The sequence below is a fragment of the Natrialba sp. SSL1 genome (assembly GCF_001861355.1).
GTDB lineage: Archaea > Halobacteriota > Halobacteria > Halobacteriales > Natrialbaceae > Natrialba.
Genome location: NZ_MASN01000030.1, coordinates 420,961 through 436,609 on the forward strand (window position 1 = coordinate 420,961; position 15,649 = coordinate 436,609).

Consider the following 15,649-nt stretch of genomic DNA (forward strand, 5'->3'; position numbering starts at 1 on the left):
AACCCGAGCGCGGCGATGGACGGCTGGAGCGTGGTGTCGGTCGTGAGAACGACGGAATCAGGACTCGTCGTAGATCCGGTCGACGCGGTTCTCGAATCGGTCCATGATGACGCGGCGTTTCTTCTTCATCGTCGGCGTCAGCATCTCGTTCTCCTCGGTGAACTCCTGGGGGACGAGTTCGAACTGCTTGATCGTCTCGTGTTTCTCGAAGTCCTCGTTCGCGCGGTCGACCTCTTGCTGGACGTACTCGCGAACGCGGTCGTCGTCACAGAGTGCTTCGAGGTCGTCGGGCAGGTCGATACCCTCCTCGTCGGCCCACTCGCGGATGTGTTCGACGTTCGGGACGAGCAGCGCGCCGATGAACTTCTCGCCGTCGCCGACGACCATACACTGTTCGACGACCTCGCTCGCGGCGAAGGCGTCCTCGATCGGACCGGGCGCGACGTTTTTGCCCGTCGAGAGGACGATGAGTTGTTTGACGCGGTCGCGGAACTCGATGTAGCCATCCTCGCGCAGGTGGACGACGTCGCCAGTGCGGAACCACTGCCCCTCGGCGTCGGCATCTGGGTCCTGCAGGGCTGCACCGCCGTCAGGCTGTGCGGCATCGGTGAACGCCCGATCGGTCGCCGAGGGCTTGTTCCAGTACCCCTGTGTCACGTTCGGCCCGCGGGTGAGCAGTTCGCCGACCGTTCCAGGGTCGTCGAACGCGTCCTGATCGACGACGCTCTCGTCGATCGAGATGTCGACGTCGGTCACCGTCGGCCCGATGGTTCCGATCTTCGGCTCCTCTGGCGGGTTGACCGCGACGACCGGCGAGGTCTCGGTCAGGCCGTAGCCCTCGAAGATCGGGAGCCCCATCGCGTGGTAGAGTCGAGCGAGTTCGGGCGAGAGGCTACCACCGCCGCTGATCAGGATCTCGATCTCGCCGCCCAACGCCTCACGGACCGTCGAGAAGACGAGTTTGTCCGCGAGCGCGCGCTTCGTGTTCAGAATCGGGCCGGGTGAGTCCGCCCGCTGGTACTCGACACCCACGTCGGTTGCCCACTCGAAGATACGCTTCTTGACCGGGGACTCGCTCGCCTGCTCGCGGATCGCGTCGTAGATCTTCTCGTAGACGCGCGGGACGCTGGTCGCCGTGTTCGGCTGGACGGTGCTGAAGTCTTCCTGCAGCGTGTCCGGGTTTTCGGCGTAGGCAACGCAGGCACCGCTTGCGAACAACAGGAAATGCCCCGCCGTCCGCTCGAAGACGTGTGCAAGCGGCAGATACGACATCGCCTGGCAGTCCGAGTCAATCACCGGCACGTCGTCGTCGCGGTCCGGTCGCGGCGCGAAGCGCTTGCGGATCTGGTTGACGTTCGACCGAAAGTTGCTGTGGGTAAGCTGGACGCCCTTTGGCTTCCCGGTCGTCCCGCTCGTGTAGATGAGACTCGCCAGATCGTCCATCGCGGGTTCGTCGACCCATTCCTGATAGGCCTCCTCGTCGAACGCCTCTGCACCGCGCTCGTGCAGTTCCGCGAGCGTCAGAATGTCGTCCCGGTCGTCGTACCCGTCGAGTTCGTCGATCGAGACGATGAACTCGAGTGCCAGTTCGTCCTCGACCTCGAGGACGCGCTCGAGAAGTTCTTGGTTCTCGACGACGACGCCATCTGCGTCGGGGTCGTCGAGCAGATAGGAGACCTGGTCGGGAGAAGAACTCGTGTAGACCGTGGTGACGACTGCGCCGGCACCCAGCAGCGCGAAGTCGGTCTGGGCCCACTCCATGCGGGTGTTGCTGAAGATGCCGACTCGGTCGCCCGACTCGACGCCGAGGTCGCGAAAGCCGGCGGCGAGGTTGCGGACGATATTGCGCATCTCGGCGTAGGAAATCGCGGTGAACGAGTCCGGCTCGGCCGCCGGCAGCACGTCGTCGGTGAGCGAGCGGTCGTAGACTCCACCCTTGTAGCGCTGGGCCGGCCGATTCGCGTTCCGTTCGGCCGTCTCCTCGAACATCCGTCCGAGCGTCGTCGTCCCGATCACCTCGTCGTCGTACTCGCGTTCGGCGTCCCGCCAGTTCATATATCAAATGAGAGTGAGGCCCACGCGATAAAACGTGATGAAACTGGTTTCGGTCGAATTTCCGTTTATTCGTGTGCGAGAACTTGTTACCGCCGATCTGTCGACAGCGGTGGCGAGTTCGGTCGAGAGACGTTCCCCCTCGCTCGCAGTTCACTCCCGGTCGTCAAGGTAGCCGACCACGCCGCGAACGTTCATCGCTGCCTCGGCGCTCGCCTTCTCGTCGCTCCAGGCGTCACCGTGGTCGGTCGCGGCCGCAAAGTGTGCCATGAGTTCGTCGTCGGCCAGTTCCTCTCGCTTCGCCTCGACCGCGTTTACCCACTCGGTGAGGACGGTGGCGTACTCCTCGAGAGCCTGGTCGGCATCGTCGCCGACGTATCGGGGGCCGAAGTGAGTGTAGAGGAGGACGTCGGGGTCGATATCGGCGATCGTTCGAGCATCCGCGAGGCACTGCTCCAGATCGAAGTCGGAGGGTGGTGAGGTCTCGACGATTTCCTCGCGGTCGGGAATCCAGATCCCCGCCGCGTCGCCGGTGAAGACGGCGTCGTTCGCAGGGTCCTCGAAGACCACCTGATGGAAGGCGTGACCCGGTGCCTCGTGAACGCGCAGTTCGTGCTCGCCGAGGTCGATCACGTCGCCGTCCTCGAGTTCGACGATCCGGTCTTCGGGGATCGGTTCCGGTTCGACGTAGTACTGCCACTGGTCGCCGACGGCGTTTTTCGTTCCGGCGACGAGTTTGCCGGGGTCGGCGAGCAGGCTCGCGCCGACACTGGGGATATGCACATCAGCGTTCGGGCAGGCCTCTGCGAGGAGTCCCGCACCGCCCGCGTGATCGAGGTGGATGTGCGTGACGGTGATGACCGCGACGTCCTCGGGTGCGATGTCGAGTTCCGCGAGCCCGTCGAGAATCAGGTCGTAGTTGGTTCCGATACCGGTCTCGACGATCGCCGGCCGCTCGTCGTCTATGATGTAGACGGCACCGTACCCTTCCGTCTCGTACATGCCGGTGTCCAGGTAGTAGAGATCCGAGCAGTCGCCAACCGTCACCGCACGAACGTCTCCGATGGCCATATCGGAAGCCCGTCGGCAGACGGGATAAAAGCACGTATCACAGCAAGCCCGCCGTTCTCCGGTGGAGCCAACTCCCGCTACTGCTCAGCTTCGTCCGACTGCTCCTTCCACTCCCCGATCCCCGACGGGTCGAGATGGACGTGCGCGTCACCCACGTCCTCGAGTGCCCGTAGTTCCTCGACCAGGTCGGACTCGATGTCGTGGGCCCGCCGGAGCGGCAGGTCGCCGTCGACCTCAACGTGGACTTCGACCTCGAGGACGGGGCCGTCGTAGAAGACGGTCAGGTCGTGCATTCCGTGCGCGTCGGGATGCTCGCGAAGGACCTCGGTCACCGCCTCGCGTTTCTCTGGCGTCGGTGCGGCACCGATGAGGTAGTTCACGTTCTCACGGCCGATCACGACGCCCTGATAGACGACGAGGAGACTGACGAGTGCGCCAGCGAGCGGATCGAGCAGCGGCTGGCCGAGCAGAACGCCGATAACGCCGACGACGGCCGCGAAGGAGGTGTAGATATCGTTCAGACAGTCAGTCGCGAGCGCCTCGAGTGCGGTCGACTGCAGGTGTTCGTTGATCGCCTCGGTGTAGCGGTAGACGAGATACATGTCGACGATTGCGAACGCGAGCGCGCCGAGTAAGAGCGGACTGAACGTGACATCGACGCCGGTGATGAGCCCCTCGACGGAGCTATAGAGCAGGTTCAGCCCTAGCAGGGCGATCACCGCACCGACGAACAGCGCCGTCAGCGGTTCGATCCGATCGTGGCCGTGGGGGTGGGTGTCGTCGGGTTCGTCGAACGAACTGCGCCCCCAGACGAGGACGACGATACTCGCAACGAGGTCCGCGACGGAGTGGGCCGCGTCGGCCAGCAACGCGACGCTGCCGAACAGCAAGCCCGCCGCTCCCTCGACGATGATCTTCACCGCGTTTCCGAGCACGTTGGCCCACGACGCCCGCGCAAACCCGCGTCGCTCCTCGACGGCCTCGACCATGGCTGTTTTAGAGCCAGTCTAACCTTGGGTCTTTTCCTTCGCGGTGACTGCTGGGTAGGGTAGCTGGCGACGTGGGCTCTGGGTCGAACTCGAGTACCACCTCCTCTCTGGTTCCGCAACGCTCATTGGGTGGCTGTGAGAAGGACGTGACAGACACTGGGCGATGGGGCCCGCCTGACCCAACTGTCGGTGCTGTGGGCAGACTGTGTACGCGAGACGCTGTTCGGCTGGTCGGATATTCGGCTATTCGAGTATTCGGCTGGTCGGCTGGCCGGATGATCGGTTGGTCGGCCGATTGGCTGGTCGGATCCACGCTGCGCGTTCAGCCTGTACCCCACGGCCGGCTGACGGTCCCTGCTTCGGTAGCCATGGCAGGATCCCACCCCCACCCCCTCGTTCGACTCGAAACGCTCGCGCTGGTCGGCATCGGCGGCTTCGCCGGCGCGAATCTCCGGTTTTTCGCACTCGGGCTTGTCCCGGATGTCGTCGCCGTCTTGCTCGTCAACGTTCTCGGCTGTTTCGCGCTCGGCTTTATCGCCTACGAGGCCCAGTACTCGGGAATCGTCGAACGAAAGTCGCGGCTCGTCTTCACGACCGGCTTTCTGTCGTCACTGACGACCTACAGTACGTTCGCACTCCAGACGGCGCTCGCCACCGACCCGTTCCTGCTCGTCGCCATCGTCCTCGGCAACTACGGACTCGGCTTCGCCGGCGTGCTCGCGAGCCGCGAACTCGCCCGCCGGGTTCGCAGTCCCGAAGCCACAGCGGCCGGAGGTGAGACGGCGTGAGCGAATTTCCGATACTGGCGTTAGCGCTGGCACTCACTACCGACCTCGTCGCCATCGACCCCGAACCGGCCCACATCGTCGGCACCGGCGGCGCAATCGGTGCGATACTTCGGTACGCCGTCTACCAGCAGCTCTCGAGTGACCGATTCCCCTGGCCGACGCTGCTCGTCAACGTCGTCGGGAGTTTCGTCTTCGCGCTGGCGACGTTCGCGGGCGCGAGCGAGTCGGTGATTCAGCTGGTCGGAATCGGCATCTGCGGCGCGTTCACAACGTTCTCGTCCTTTTCGGTCGAGACGGTCCAGCTCTACGAACGCGGCGACAAACACCTCGCCGTCGCCAACGCGGTCGTCAACCTCGCTCTCTCGCTCGCGGGCATCGGCCTCGCGTGGGTGGTCGTCGCCGTCGTCTAATCTGAGGGCTCGTCCTCGGGAGAGCCACGAACGATGGTGACCGGCACCGCAGCCCGACGAACGACCTGTTCTGCAACGCTGCCGAGCAGATAGCGGACAGCACCCGTCCGTCCGTGGCTCCCGATAACGATTCCGTCGACGTCGTGGTCGTCTGCGTACTCGACGATTACCCTCGGAGGCTTGCCGGCCTCGAGTGTAGTCTCGACGGTCGCGTCGTCCGGCAGTCGCTCGCGCGCCGTCTCGAGTATCGCTTCTCCCTTCTCGTGTTCCGTCTTGAACTCATCGTCCGCCGTATACCCCGGATACGACCGTTCGCGGCTGTAATCCGCCATCGGGTCAACGACGTACAGCACCGTCAGCCGGTCCTCGGGGAAGTGCTCGTGGGCGTACTCGAGTGCCGCCGTCGCTGGCTGGGAGCCGTCGACTGGAACGAGGATGTGCTCGGGCATACGACGACTACGACGGCAGTTTCAAAAAGTGTACGTCGGCAGGAGTGCCCCTGCAGGGGCGATGGCGTAAAGTACCACGGGTCAGGTGACCCGTAGCGTTCCCAGAGGCGCGTCACGCCCAGAATCGGGCGGTAAAGCGTGCGAATCTTTAATTCCCTTCGCGCTCCCGTTCGGTCGCGTGGAACCAGTAACACCCGAACACGCCGTTCGTGTCCGTGAAGGTCAGCCACTTTACGATGGCTCGACACCACCAGTCTCACCACGTCTTACCATGTTTCAGTGCGTGGGTTTTGAGTGGTTGTTAACGGTGGGTTCCCATCTAATTCAACGAGTTGATGCGTAATAAAACCGTAGATTATGACGAGGGGCGTACGCGATTCACCCACGGGTCAGATGACCCGTGGAACTCCCGCTGTACTCTTTAGATCAGTTCACTCAGCAGCACCGCCGCCAGTCCGAAGTAGATCAGCAGCGCGGTGATGTCCTTGACCGTCGTGATCAGCGGGTCCGACGCCGCCGCGGGGTCGAAGCCGAGTTTGTTCATGATCCACGGGATGACGTAGCCGACGACCGACGCGACCACACAGACCGTGACGAGGCCGACGAAGACGACCGCCGCCAGCTCGAGTGCGTACGGTTCGTTGATCTGCCAGACGTACGCCGCACCAGCACCGATCCCGCCGATGATCAGGCCGATGAGGAGGCCGATCAGCCCCTCGCGAGCGAAGTGACGCATCGCGTTTCTATCGTCGATGTGACCGAGCGCGAGACCGCGGACGAAAATCGTCGACGCCTGCGTGCCGACGTTCCCGCCCATGTCCATGATCACCGGGACGAAGAAGGCGAGCGCCACGACGGCTTCGAGCGTGTCCTCGAACTGCTCGATGACGCCGCCGGCCATCAGACCGCCGGCCAACGCGACGATCAGCCACGGCAGTCGCAGTCGGAGGATCTTCGGGATCGAGGACTCGAGTATGGCCGAGCTTCGCGAGCTCTCGATGTCGGCGAACGAGAAGCCGGCGCTCTTCATGATGTCCTCGGTGGCTTCCTCCTCGACGACCTCGAGCATGTCGTCGGTACGGAGGACGCCGATCAGCACGTCGTCGGTGTCGATGACCGGCAGTGCGGGGAAGTCCCGATCAGCCATCTCGTCGGCCGCGTACTCGGGATCCGCATCGGCGTCGATCGTCACGAGGTCGGTATGCATGTGTTCTTCGACCACGTCGTCTTCCGGGGCGTTGAGCAGTTCCCGGAGGGACATGACGCCGACTAATCGGCCGGAGTTGTCGGTGACGTAGAGATAATAGACGGTCGTTTCGTCGTCGATCGGTTCGAAGTGACGGAACTCTTCGATTGCGGGGCCGACGAACGTTTCCTGGGTGACGGCGACGTACTCCTCGTCGGTTACGTCGTAGACGCGATCCGCGTGGAACTCGGTGGGTTGCTCAGCAGCCCCCATATACCTCACCTCGAACGTGGGACCGAATGACACCTGCAAACTCGCCTTCGAGCAGGTCGAGCACGAGTTCCTCGAGTGTCCGCCGGCGTTCGATACCGTCGGCGACGGCAGCATCGGCGATCGCAGTTTCAGTTCCGTATCGACTGCTGTGATTGGTATCCAGCATACGGTGCAGAATTATTAGACCTCTCAAAAACAGTTTCCCTTCTAGATACACCATGTATTTTAGCCACACACCAGTGGCGGAGACACTGAGAACAAATCCGAGTGGGATCGAGCGAACCCAACCACGTGTCTCGTCTTCCAGCACCAGTGTTGGTGCTTTCAGTCCCGATACGTTTAACAGACGACTGAGTGATGAACTGATATGAGCGTTCGCGGCGATGTCTGGTCGATCTATCGTGAGGCGATGCCGATTCTCCTCATCGCGCTCGGGGGCGGCCTGTTCGCCGGCCTCGTTCTCGAGGGGATGCTCGAGAGCGTCGAGCGCTTTCCCGGCTTGCTCGTGATGGTTCCCGTCTTCCTCGCAACCAGGGGGAACGTCTACGGCGCACTCGGCGGGCGCATCTCGAGTGGGCTCCACCAGGGACTGATCGAACCGCGATTCGAGTGGGACGAGCGACTCGTCAACGCCGTCATCGCCTCGTTCATCAACGGCATCGGCATTTCGGTCGTCATCGGCGTCGTTAGCTGGCTGGCACTGCAGGTGCTCGGCTGGGAGTCTGCCGCGCTGTACGAACTCGTCGGGATCATGCTCGTCGCCGGCGTACTGACCTCGGTCGTGCTCATCTTCGGCCTGCTCGCGCTGATCTTCGCGGGCTACAAGTACGGCTACGATCCGGACAACCTCGTCGGACCGATCGTGACCACCCTCGGTGACATCTTCGGGATGCTCTTCTTGCTGTTCGCGATCGGCGTCGTCGAGGTGATCGTCTGATGGTCGTCCCGCAGGGACAGGGCTCGCTCGGCTCGTGGGATGCACACAGCATCGTCAGGAACATGTTCCCGCTGTTGATCGTCCTCTCGGTTATCGTCCTCGCAGCGGGGATCACACTCGAGGACGCAGAAGAGATGCTCACCGAGTACGGGCTGCTCGCGGTGATGGTGCCGACGATGGTCGACATGGGCGGGAACCTCGGTGCGATTCTGAGTTCGCGGCTTACCTCCCGGCTCCACCTGGGGATGACGGATTTCGATCCCCGAGACCGGGAGCTCTGGGCGAACATTCTTGCGATTCTCGCGCTCGCGGTGACTGTTTTTACCGCGCTTGCCGTAGGTGCCTGGCTGCTCGGACAGATAATCGGCGGCGCGTTGCCGCTGTGGATGTTGCTCGTGATTTCGCTGACGAGCGGGCTGTCCGTCGCGGTTATCGCGATCGTCTTCAGTTTCGCGGCGACGTACGCCTCCTACAAACTGGGGATCGACCCCGACGACACGACGATTCCGATCGTCACGAACGTCGTCGACGTCTTCGGGATGATCATCTTCATCGGCGTTTCGGCGCTGGTTATCGGCTTTTAATCCGGAATAACGTTTTGGCGCGTTGCTACGGCGTCCGTTCCTGTTCCTGCGAGAGGTCGTCGAATGCCTCCGCCGCCGTCCGCGTTCCCTTCGAGATCAACACGTCGCCCGCCTCGAGTTCGGTGTCGGTGTCGCCGACGAGCAACCAGCCCTCCTCGGGGCGACGAATCGCGATAATCGACATCGTCGACTCTGTATCCGGCACACCGCCGATGACGGTCGCCCCATCGAGTCTGCTCTCCGGTTCGACCACGACCCGCGTAATGATCTCGTCGCTCTCCTCGACTGCCATCTGGACGACCGGATGTACCTCCAGATCTCTGAGCACACCCTCGCTGATGTCGACTGCCGCGTCGCTGATAACCTCCGTGCTGCTCCCGAGCTGGATCAACCCGCGCAGCACGACCGGATCCTCGGCGTCCGCGGCGGCCCGAAGAGTCCACGCCTCGAAGCGCGATTCCATCGCGTCGACTTCGACCTCGAGATTCCGAACCTCCTCTGCGATCCCCTCGCTGTCGAACAGCACGCTGCTGTAGGCCAGGTCGACCGCGAGCTCCGAGAGGTTCTTCATGTGGACGATCGTGTCGACCGCTCGCTCCAGATCCTCGATATCCGGCGCGTCGATCGCCGGTGACTCGTAGGGCTCGCCAGTTAGCGTCTCGTAGACCCCATCGACTGCCGGTTCGGGACCGCGCAACAGCGCGACGTCATCGCGCTCGATCTGCGTCTCCGGTCCGGGGTTCAACAGCCACTCGTCACCGCGCCGGAGCGCGATTACCCGGACGCCGGTCACGGACTCAAGGTCGATATCGACCAGCGTGCGCCCGGCGTACTCGGAATCGGATGCAACGACACCGCGGACGAGCGTCTCGGTCGCCTCGGGCAGCGCCGCGCGCATCGCCTCCGGAAGACCGACCTCTTCCAAGACGATCTTCGCAATGTCGCCAGCCGCATCGCTGATATCGCCCGCCGCGGCGACGATGCCGAGCACCGGCGCGAGCTGCTCCGCATCGTCCGGATTCCGGACGGCGAGCATGAGGCTCATGCGCGCCTGTAACTCGAGTACGTCCATGCGCTCTTCGAGCCGGAGCACTTCCCGCGCGAGGTCCTCGTTGCGGTGGAGCACCGCCGAGTACGAGAGGTCGATCAGCAGCTCCGCTGTGTCCTTCATCTCGACGAGGACGTCCTTGACGCTCCGTGGCTCGTACTCGATCGGTACCGCCGCTTCCCCCTCGAACGGGTCCATACGTCGACAAACCCGCCGCGTCGAAAAAAACGTTTCCCGCGTGGGCCGAGTTCGTTCCGAACGGCGGACAGTAGACGACGGACAGCAACCGACGGGCGGTAGACAACGACCACGGCGACAGACACAGCCAACGACGCCTTCCGATACGGTTTTGGACGGCCACAAAGAACCCACGGGCAATGATCGATCAAACGACGCTTCGCGAACAGCCCGACGCCGTTCGCGAGGCACTCGAGAACCGGGGCGCGGACATCGACCTCGACGACCTTCTCGAGACGGACGAGCGCTGGCGCGAACTGAAAGCCCGCGGCGACGAACTCCGCCACGAGCGAAACGAGATTACCGACAGGATCGGCGAACTCGTCGCCGAGGGCAAAGACGAAGAGCGCGAGGAAGCCATCGCGGAATCGAAGGAGCTCAAAGCCGAAATCGAGGACGTCGAAACCGAGGCCGCCGACCTCCGCGATGAGCTCGACGAGCGACTGCTCGAAATCCCACAGCTTCCCGACGAGAGCGTCCCGGTCGGCGAGGACGAGGACGACAACGTCGAGGACCGGCGCTGGGGCTTCGACGACAGGCGTGACCTTCCCGACGAGGTCGTCCCTCACTACGACCTCGGCGAGGATCTCGACATCATCGACGAGGCTCGCGGCGCGAAGACCACGGGTTCGGGCTTTTACTTCCTCAAGGGCGACGGCGCACGCTTAGAGCACGCGCTGATCCAGTTCATGCTCGATGTCCACCGCGAGCAGGACTACGTGGACCTCTTCCCGCCGGTGCCGGTCACCAGCGAATCGATGCGCGGTACCGGTCAGCTACCGAAGTTCGCCGACGACGCCTACCGACTCGGCGGCAGCAACGAAGAAGACTACGAGGACGAGGACCTCTGGCTCTGTCCCACGGCCGAGGTGCCGGTCACCAACATGTACGCCGACGACATCCTCCTCAAAGACGACCTCCCGCTCAAACACCAGGCGTACACCCCGAACTTCCGGCGCGAAGCCGGCGAACACGGCACCGAAACCCGCGGCATCGTCCGCGTCCACCAGTTCAACAAGGTCGAACTCGTCAACTTCGTCGAACCCGAGAACAGCTACGACCGCCTCGAGGGACTACTCTCGGAAGCCGAGGAGGTACTCCAGCAACTCGGCCTTCCCTACCGCATCCTCGAACTCTGTACCGGCGACCTCACCTTCGCCTCGGCCAAAACCTACGACATCGAGATCTGGGCCCCCGCAGACGACATGGACGACGGTCCCGAGGAGGGCGGCCGCTGGCTCGAAGTCTCCTCGGCCTCGAACTTCGAAGACTTCCAGGCCCGCCGCGCCGGCCTGCGCTACCGCCCAGAGCGCCACGAATCGGCCGACTACCTGCACACGCTGAACGCTTCCGGACTCGCGCTGCCGCGCGTGATGGTGGCGGTACTCGAGTACTACCAGAACGAGGACGGCACTGTCACGGTGCCCGAGGCGCTGCGGCCGTACATGGGTGGCCAGGAAGTTATCGAGGGCCACGAGAAGGTCGGCGAGAGTGCGCTTGGGTCGGGCGAACGGGAGTAACCGAAAGTCGACCATACGGAAAGACAACCACGTTATCGCGGGAACGACGGTTGACGAACGGTTTCTGACGGAATAGCGATCGACGGACGATTTGTGACGGATACATCGATCAACGCACGCGAAAAAAAGAGAGTCGATTTACCGCCGGTAGCGCTCGAGAGTAGCCGGGAGGCGCTTACTTACCGTCCCGCCGAGTCGATCTCGAATCGATCCGAGCAGTCCGTTGGGGACGAACAGCACGAACAGCACGAAGATAATCCCCAGATACAGCGGGGCGCGGCCGTCGAGGAACGTTCCGATGAAGTCGTTGATCGTCAGTCCCGCGACCTCGGCGGTGAGGACGCTCTCCGGCAGGAGCTGCTCAAGGTACGTGGAGAGTCCGTCGCTCTCCGTCGAGAGGATGTCTTCGAACCACTCGTGGAACAGTGCGCCGAACAGTGGTCCGGCGAGCGTTCCGATACCGCCGATGATCGCCATGATCAGCGCGTCCGCCGTGACGAGGAAGTAGAAGGAATTGTCCGGCGAGGCACCGCCCGCGTACGCGGCGAACAGTGCACCGGCGATAGCGGCGAAGAACGCACTCGTCGCGAACGCACCCATCTTGTACCAGAAGACATTGTAGCCGACCGCTCTGGCGCGTTCTTCGTTCTCGCGGATCGCGATCATGACTTTGCCGAAGGGAGAGTGGATGATCCGCTGCATCACGAAGTACGACAGAAGGACGACGATGCCGAGCGCGTAGTACGACGTCATCGTCGCCGAAACGTCGATTCCCACTCCGAGGACGTTCTCGAAGCTGTCCCCGGAGAGTCGGCCGACGGCGAAGTTGAGTGAGTCGACGAACGGAACGCCGATCGACATGTCGGCGCCGGACGGAATCGTCGCCCCCTCGGTCGGGTTCGAACTGACGTACCCCCAGTGGCGGATGAACTCGTACATCACCTGCGCGAAGCCGAGCGTAAGCATCGCGAAGTAGACGCCTGTGAGCCGGAACGAAACGGCACCGATGGCGAGCGCAACGACGAACGCCAGGGTCGCACCGAGGAGCATCGTAATCATGAACGGCGTCCCTTCCGGGACGCCCGGGACCTGTCCGTTCGCAGCGAGCACCACGAAGTACGCTCCCGTTCCGTAGAACGCGGCGTGGCCGAACGAGAGGTAGCCGGTGTAGCCGCTGATAAAGTCGAAGCTGATCGCGAACAGTCCCATGTAGAGAACGATGATCATGAAGGTGAGCCCCGGAAGGAACGCGCTGGCTTCCGACGCGAGCGGCGTTCGGTTGAGGACGCCAAGCAGTATCGGATACAGCGCGAATCCGAGCACGACCAGCACGTGCGGGAACTGGTCGCGGCCGTACGACCTGATCCAGTGTTCGTCACTGGAACTCACGGCCGTTGTCGAGCGCTGCTCGGCGGCCTGGTCCGATGTGGTCTCGACGCCGCCGTCCGCGGTTCGCTCGCGGTCGCAGTTGCGGTCGTGATCGGGGTCGGAGTCTCGACCGGAGTCAGTCGGGCTAATGGCCCCCCACCTCCTCGACGCCGTACAGTCCCTGTGGACGGATAATGAGCATGATTACCAGTAAACCGAATATCGTCAGTTCCGGGAGCCCGGTGAAGGTGACGATCCCGGTGGCGAACAGCCACGTCGTGAACGAGTCTGCGATGCCGACCAGGATTGCCGCCGCGACCGTGCCCTTGAACGAGCCGAGGCCGCCGATGATGACCACGACGAACGCGTACAGCAACACGTCGATGGCGAGCAGGGCGCTTGGCCCCCACAGCGGGTCCCACATGAGCAATACGCCGCCGATACCGGCGAGACCCGTCCCGAGGCCGAACACGATCGTAAACGCCTGGCGAACGTCGATGCCGAGCGCCTCGACCATCTCCGGGTCCTCGCTGCCGGCCCGGATATAGAGGCCGTACAGCGTCCGGTTGAGGAACAGCCAGACGCCCACGACAGCCACAATCCCGAGGACGATTTCGAACGCGTACAGGCCGCGGATCGGTGCACCGAGGATATCGTATCGCTCCGTGAAGACCGCCGGAGCCGTCCCCATCGCTCCCGACCACGGTGGTTCGGGCTGAATTCCCTGCGAGAGGACAACGATCCGCGTCACCTCCTCGAGGATCAGCGCGACGCCGAACGTCAGGAGGATCTGGTACATCGGCGTCCGATCGTAGATCGGACGGATCAGCGAGTACTCGAAGGCGCTCCCGAAGCCGGTGAGCAGTGCAAAGACCACCGCCAGCACGACCACGAAGAGCGCGATCCGAACGAGTGCGCCCGTGCCGTCGGAGACGGAAAGGACCATGATGAGCCCCCCGATGTACGCACCGAGCATCGCCATCGCACCGTGGGTGAAGTTGAGCACGCCCATCAGACCGAAGACGAGCGTCAATCCGACCGCGAGGACGAAGTAGACGGCCGCCTTGCCGAGTCCCTCGACGATGATCCGTGCGATCGTACTCGGCTGGAACAGCCGTTCGAGCGTATCGATCACCAGCGGAACCTCGGTCGCGAGTTCAAACGTCATCGTCTCGACCTCCTGAACAGCAGGTTCGCTGTCGGCGCTGTGCTCGCTCGTTCCGTCTCATGCGCTGAGATACCTCCGTATTCGTTCGTCGTCAGCCGTGACACCCTCGGTTGAACCGGACTCGACGACGGTCCCGTGATCGATGAGGTAGAACCGGTCTGCGAGCTCCATCGCGAGGGGGAAGTTCTGCTCGACGAGGATCATCGTCGTGTCTTCCGAGGCCGTTTCGAGCGCGTCGACAACCTGGTCGACGATCATCGGTGCCAGCCCCTCACTCGGCTCGTCGACGAGCAACAACTCGTTCTGTCCGACCATGCCGCGAGCGATGGCGAGCATCTGCTGTTGGCCGCCACTCAAGTTCCTCGCTTCCTTCTCGCTGAACTCGTCGAGCGCAGGGAACAGCGAGTAGACGTACTCTCGCTGGGCCTCGAAATCGTCGTCCGGTTTGACTGCAACCCGAATGTTCTCTTCGACGGTCAGATATCCGAACATCCGCCGCTCCTCGGGAACCCAGCCGATCCCGTCGTTACTAACTTCGTGTGTGTCCTTCCCGACGATCTCCTCGCCTCTGTAACGGATCGTCCCTTCTTGAGGCGGCGTTAGCTGGAGGATCGATCGGAGCGTCGTCGTCTTCCCGACGCCGTTACGCCCGATCAGTGCGACGATCTCTTGTTCTTCGACGTCGAGAGAAACTCCCTGTAACACGTGGCTCTCGCCGTAGTAGGTGTGAACGTCCTCGAGTTCGAGAACACTCATCCGGCCGCCACCCCCGTCTCTGAGTCGTCGGCGGATTCGTCACTTTCGTCGTCTTGCCCGTAACCGCCGAGATACGCCTGCTGGACCCGATCGCTCTCGCGAATTTCCGACGGAACGCCGTCCGCGATGAGTTCGCCGTTGTCGAGGACGACGACGCGATCGCTGATGTCCATCACGATGTCCATATTGTGTTCGATCAGCATGATCGCGTGATCCGCGGCGACGTCGTCGATGAGGTCGGTGAGCCGACCGATATCTTCGCTCGAGACGCCGGCAGTCGGTTCGTCGAGCAACAGCACGTCAGGGTCACCGGCGAGTGCGATTCCGATCTCGAGACTACGTTTCTCGCCGTGGCTCAGGTTCTGGGCAGCGATGTCGGCGTCGTTGGCCAGGCCGATTCGCTCCAGAATGGCGTGGGCCTCCTCGAAGTGTTCGTCGAAGCTGTTGACGTTCCGCCAGAACCGCCACGAGTCGTTGCCACGGTGGGCCTGTGCCGCGATTCGGACGTTTTCGAGAACCGAGACCGTCGGAAAGATATTCGTGATCTGGTACGACCGGTGGAGTCCAAGCCGGGCGGTCGTCGCCGGATCGGCGTCCGTGATCTCGACGGTTCCCGCGTCGGAGGAGTCGAACTCGATTGTCCCGAAGGTGGGCTCGAGTTCACCCGTAATCAGATTGAAGAACGTCGTTTTGCCGGCCCCGTTCGGACCGATTACGGAACAGAGTTGCCCGTCTTCGAGCGTGAAATCGACGCCGTCCACGGCAGTGATCCCACCGAACTGTTTCGTCAAATTGGTGGTCGAGAGTAACATT

16 protein-coding genes are annotated in these 15,649 nt (G+C 63.0%); 5 read left to right on the forward strand and 11 right to left on the reverse strand.

The window, feature by feature from the left end:
- Positions 1–57 precede the first annotated feature (57 nt).
- The 3 genes from BBD46_RS10100 to BBD46_RS10110 all read right to left on the reverse strand — a co-directional run bounded on the left by BBD46_RS10100 (position 58) and on the right by BBD46_RS10110 (position 4,112).
- A complete protein-coding gene (locus tag BBD46_RS10100; protein WP_071401564.1) occupies positions 58–2,055 on the reverse strand; it encodes an AMP-dependent synthetase/ligase in 1,998 nt (665 codons plus the stop codon).
- A gap of 150 nt (positions 2,056–2,205) precedes the next feature.
- Positions 2,206–3,123 (reverse strand): MBL fold metallo-hydrolase, encoded by a 918-nt coding sequence (locus BBD46_RS10105; protein ID WP_071401565.1) that lies wholly within the window; start codon positions 3,121–3,123, stop codon positions 2,206–2,208.
- Between the two features lie 77 nt (positions 3,124–3,200).
- Positions 3,201–4,112: a cation diffusion facilitator family transporter gene (locus BBD46_RS10110; RefSeq protein ID WP_071401566.1), complete on the reverse strand. Its 912-nt coding sequence runs from the start codon at positions 4,110–4,112 to the stop codon at positions 3,201–3,203.
- Between the two features lie 368 nt (positions 4,113–4,480).
- On the opposite strand from BBD46_RS10110, the gene BBD46_RS10115 reads away from it, so the two are divergent.
- Both BBD46_RS10115 and BBD46_RS10120 read left to right on the forward strand, forming a co-directional pair.
- A complete protein-coding gene (locus BBD46_RS10115; protein WP_071401567.1) occupies positions 4,481–4,900 on the forward strand; it encodes a fluoride efflux transporter FluC in 420 nt (139 codons plus the stop codon).
- The gene (locus BBD46_RS10120) at positions 4,897–5,310 is read left to right on the forward strand and encodes a fluoride efflux transporter FluC (protein WP_071401568.1); all 414 of its coding nucleotides are present in this window, start codon (positions 4,897–4,899) and stop codon (positions 5,308–5,310) included. Before BBD46_RS10115 ends, BBD46_RS10120 begins: the two co-directional genes overlap by 4 nt.
- Here BBD46_RS10120 and BBD46_RS10125 read toward each other — a convergent pair.
- The 3 genes from BBD46_RS10125 to BBD46_RS10135 form a co-directional block, all read right to left on the reverse strand.
- Positions 5,307–5,759: a universal stress protein gene (locus BBD46_RS10125; protein WP_071401569.1), complete on the reverse strand. Its 453-nt coding sequence runs from the start codon at positions 5,757–5,759 to the stop codon at positions 5,307–5,309. The genes BBD46_RS10120 and BBD46_RS10125 overlap by 4 nt on opposite strands.
- 421 nt (positions 5,760–6,180) lie before the next feature.
- Positions 6,181–7,218, reverse strand: a complete 1,038-nt coding sequence (gene mgtE, locus BBD46_RS10130; RefSeq protein WP_071401570.1) for a magnesium transporter — start codon at positions 7,216–7,218, stop codon at positions 6,181–6,183.
- On the reverse strand, positions 7,205–7,384 hold the full coding sequence (locus BBD46_RS10135) for a hypothetical protein (RefSeq protein WP_071401571.1): 180 nt from the start codon (positions 7,382–7,384) through the stop codon (positions 7,205–7,207). The genes mgtE and BBD46_RS10135 overlap by 14 nt, the downstream gene beginning before the upstream one ends.
- Positions 7,385–7,585: 201 nt before the next feature.
- On the opposite strand from BBD46_RS10135, the gene BBD46_RS10140 reads away from it, so the two are divergent.
- Both BBD46_RS10140 and BBD46_RS10145 read left to right on the forward strand, forming a co-directional pair.
- Positions 7,586–8,155, forward strand: a complete 570-nt coding sequence (locus BBD46_RS10140; RefSeq protein ID WP_071401572.1) for a magnesium transporter — start codon at positions 7,586–7,588, stop codon at positions 8,153–8,155.
- Positions 8,155–8,739: a magnesium transporter gene (locus tag BBD46_RS10145; protein WP_071401573.1), complete on the forward strand. Its 585-nt coding sequence runs from the start codon at positions 8,155–8,157 to the stop codon at positions 8,737–8,739. Before BBD46_RS10140 ends, BBD46_RS10145 begins: the two co-directional genes overlap by 1 nt.
- Positions 8,740–8,764: 25 nt before the next feature.
- On the opposite strand, the gene BBD46_RS10150 is transcribed toward BBD46_RS10145, so the two are convergent.
- The gene (locus BBD46_RS10150) at positions 8,765–9,985 is read right to left on the reverse strand and encodes a potassium channel family protein (protein WP_071401574.1); all 1,221 of its coding nucleotides are present in this window, start codon (positions 9,983–9,985) and stop codon (positions 8,765–8,767) included.
- 179 nt (positions 9,986–10,164) lie between these two features.
- Between BBD46_RS10150 and serS the strand changes: the two genes are divergently transcribed.
- On the forward strand, positions 10,165–11,544 hold the full coding sequence (gene serS / locus BBD46_RS10155; RefSeq protein WP_071401575.1) for a serine--tRNA ligase: 1,380 nt from the start codon (positions 10,165–10,167) through the stop codon (positions 11,542–11,544).
- A gap of 138 nt (positions 11,545–11,682) precedes the next feature.
- Here the strand turns inward: serS and BBD46_RS10160 are convergent, their stop codons facing one another.
- The 4 genes from BBD46_RS10160 to BBD46_RS10175 form a co-directional block, all read right to left on the reverse strand.
- On the reverse strand, positions 11,683–12,933 hold the full coding sequence (locus tag BBD46_RS10160) for a branched-chain amino acid ABC transporter permease (RefSeq protein WP_071401576.1): 1,251 nt from the start codon (positions 12,931–12,933) through the stop codon (positions 11,683–11,685).
- 124 nt (positions 12,934–13,057) lie between these two features.
- Positions 13,058–14,080: a branched-chain amino acid ABC transporter permease gene (locus tag BBD46_RS10165; protein ID WP_071401577.1), complete on the reverse strand. Its 1,023-nt coding sequence runs from the start codon at positions 14,078–14,080 to the stop codon at positions 13,058–13,060.
- Between the two features lie 57 nt (positions 14,081–14,137).
- Complete coding sequence (locus BBD46_RS10170) at positions 14,138–14,836, reverse strand: ABC transporter ATP-binding protein (protein ID WP_071401578.1); 699 nt, start codon at positions 14,834–14,836, stop codon at positions 14,138–14,140.
- Positions 14,833–15,648, reverse strand: coding sequence for an ABC transporter ATP-binding protein (locus BBD46_RS10175; RefSeq protein ID WP_071401579.1), 816 nt, complete (start codon positions 15,646–15,648; stop codon positions 14,833–14,835). Before BBD46_RS10175 ends, BBD46_RS10170 begins: the two co-directional genes overlap by 4 nt.
- Position 15,649 lies beyond the last annotated feature (1 nt).

Bases quoted from the DNA above. Each gene is read 5' to 3' on its own strand.
- BBD46_RS10100 (WP_071401564.1), bottom strand. From the start codon at position 2,055: ATGAACTGGCGGGACGCCGAACGCGAGTACGACGACGAGGTGATCGGG.
- BBD46_RS10105 (WP_071401565.1), bottom strand. From the start codon at position 3,123: ATGGCCATCGGAGACGTTCGTGCGGTGACGGTTGGCGACTGCTCGGAT.
- BBD46_RS10110 (WP_071401566.1), bottom strand. From the start codon at position 4,112: ATGGTCGAGGCCGTCGAGGAGCGACGCGGGTTTGCGCGGGCGTCGTGG.
- BBD46_RS10115 (WP_071401567.1), top strand. From the start codon at position 4,481: ATGGCAGGATCCCACCCCCACCCCCTCGTTCGACTCGAAACGCTCGCG.
- BBD46_RS10125 (WP_071401569.1), bottom strand. From the start codon at position 5,759: ATGCCCGAGCACATCCTCGTTCCAGTCGACGGCTCCCAGCCAGCGACG.
- mgtE (WP_071401570.1), bottom strand. From the start codon at position 7,218: ATGGGGGCTGCTGAGCAACCCACCGAGTTCCACGCGGATCGCGTCTAC.
- BBD46_RS10135 (WP_071401571.1), bottom strand. From the start codon at position 7,384: ATGCTGGATACCAATCACAGCAGTCGATACGGAACTGAAACTGCGATC.
- BBD46_RS10140 (WP_071401572.1), top strand. From the start codon at position 7,586: ATGAGCGTTCGCGGCGATGTCTGGTCGATCTATCGTGAGGCGATGCCG.
- BBD46_RS10145 (WP_071401573.1), top strand. From the start codon at position 8,155: ATGGTCGTCCCGCAGGGACAGGGCTCGCTCGGCTCGTGGGATGCACAC.
- BBD46_RS10150 (WP_071401574.1), bottom strand. From the start codon at position 9,985: ATGGACCCGTTCGAGGGGGAAGCGGCGGTACCGATCGAGTACGAGCCA.
- serS (WP_071401575.1), top strand. From the start codon at position 10,165: ATGATCGATCAAACGACGCTTCGCGAACAGCCCGACGCCGTTCGCGAG.
- BBD46_RS10165 (WP_071401577.1), bottom strand. From the start codon at position 14,080: ATGACGTTTGAACTCGCGACCGAGGTTCCGCTGGTGATCGATACGCTC.
- BBD46_RS10170 (WP_071401578.1), bottom strand. From the start codon at position 14,836: ATGAGTGTTCTCGAACTCGAGGACGTTCACACCTACTACGGCGAGAGC.
- BBD46_RS10175 (WP_071401579.1), bottom strand. From the start codon at position 15,648: ATGTTACTCTCGACCACCAATTTGACGAAACAGTTCGGTGGGATCACT.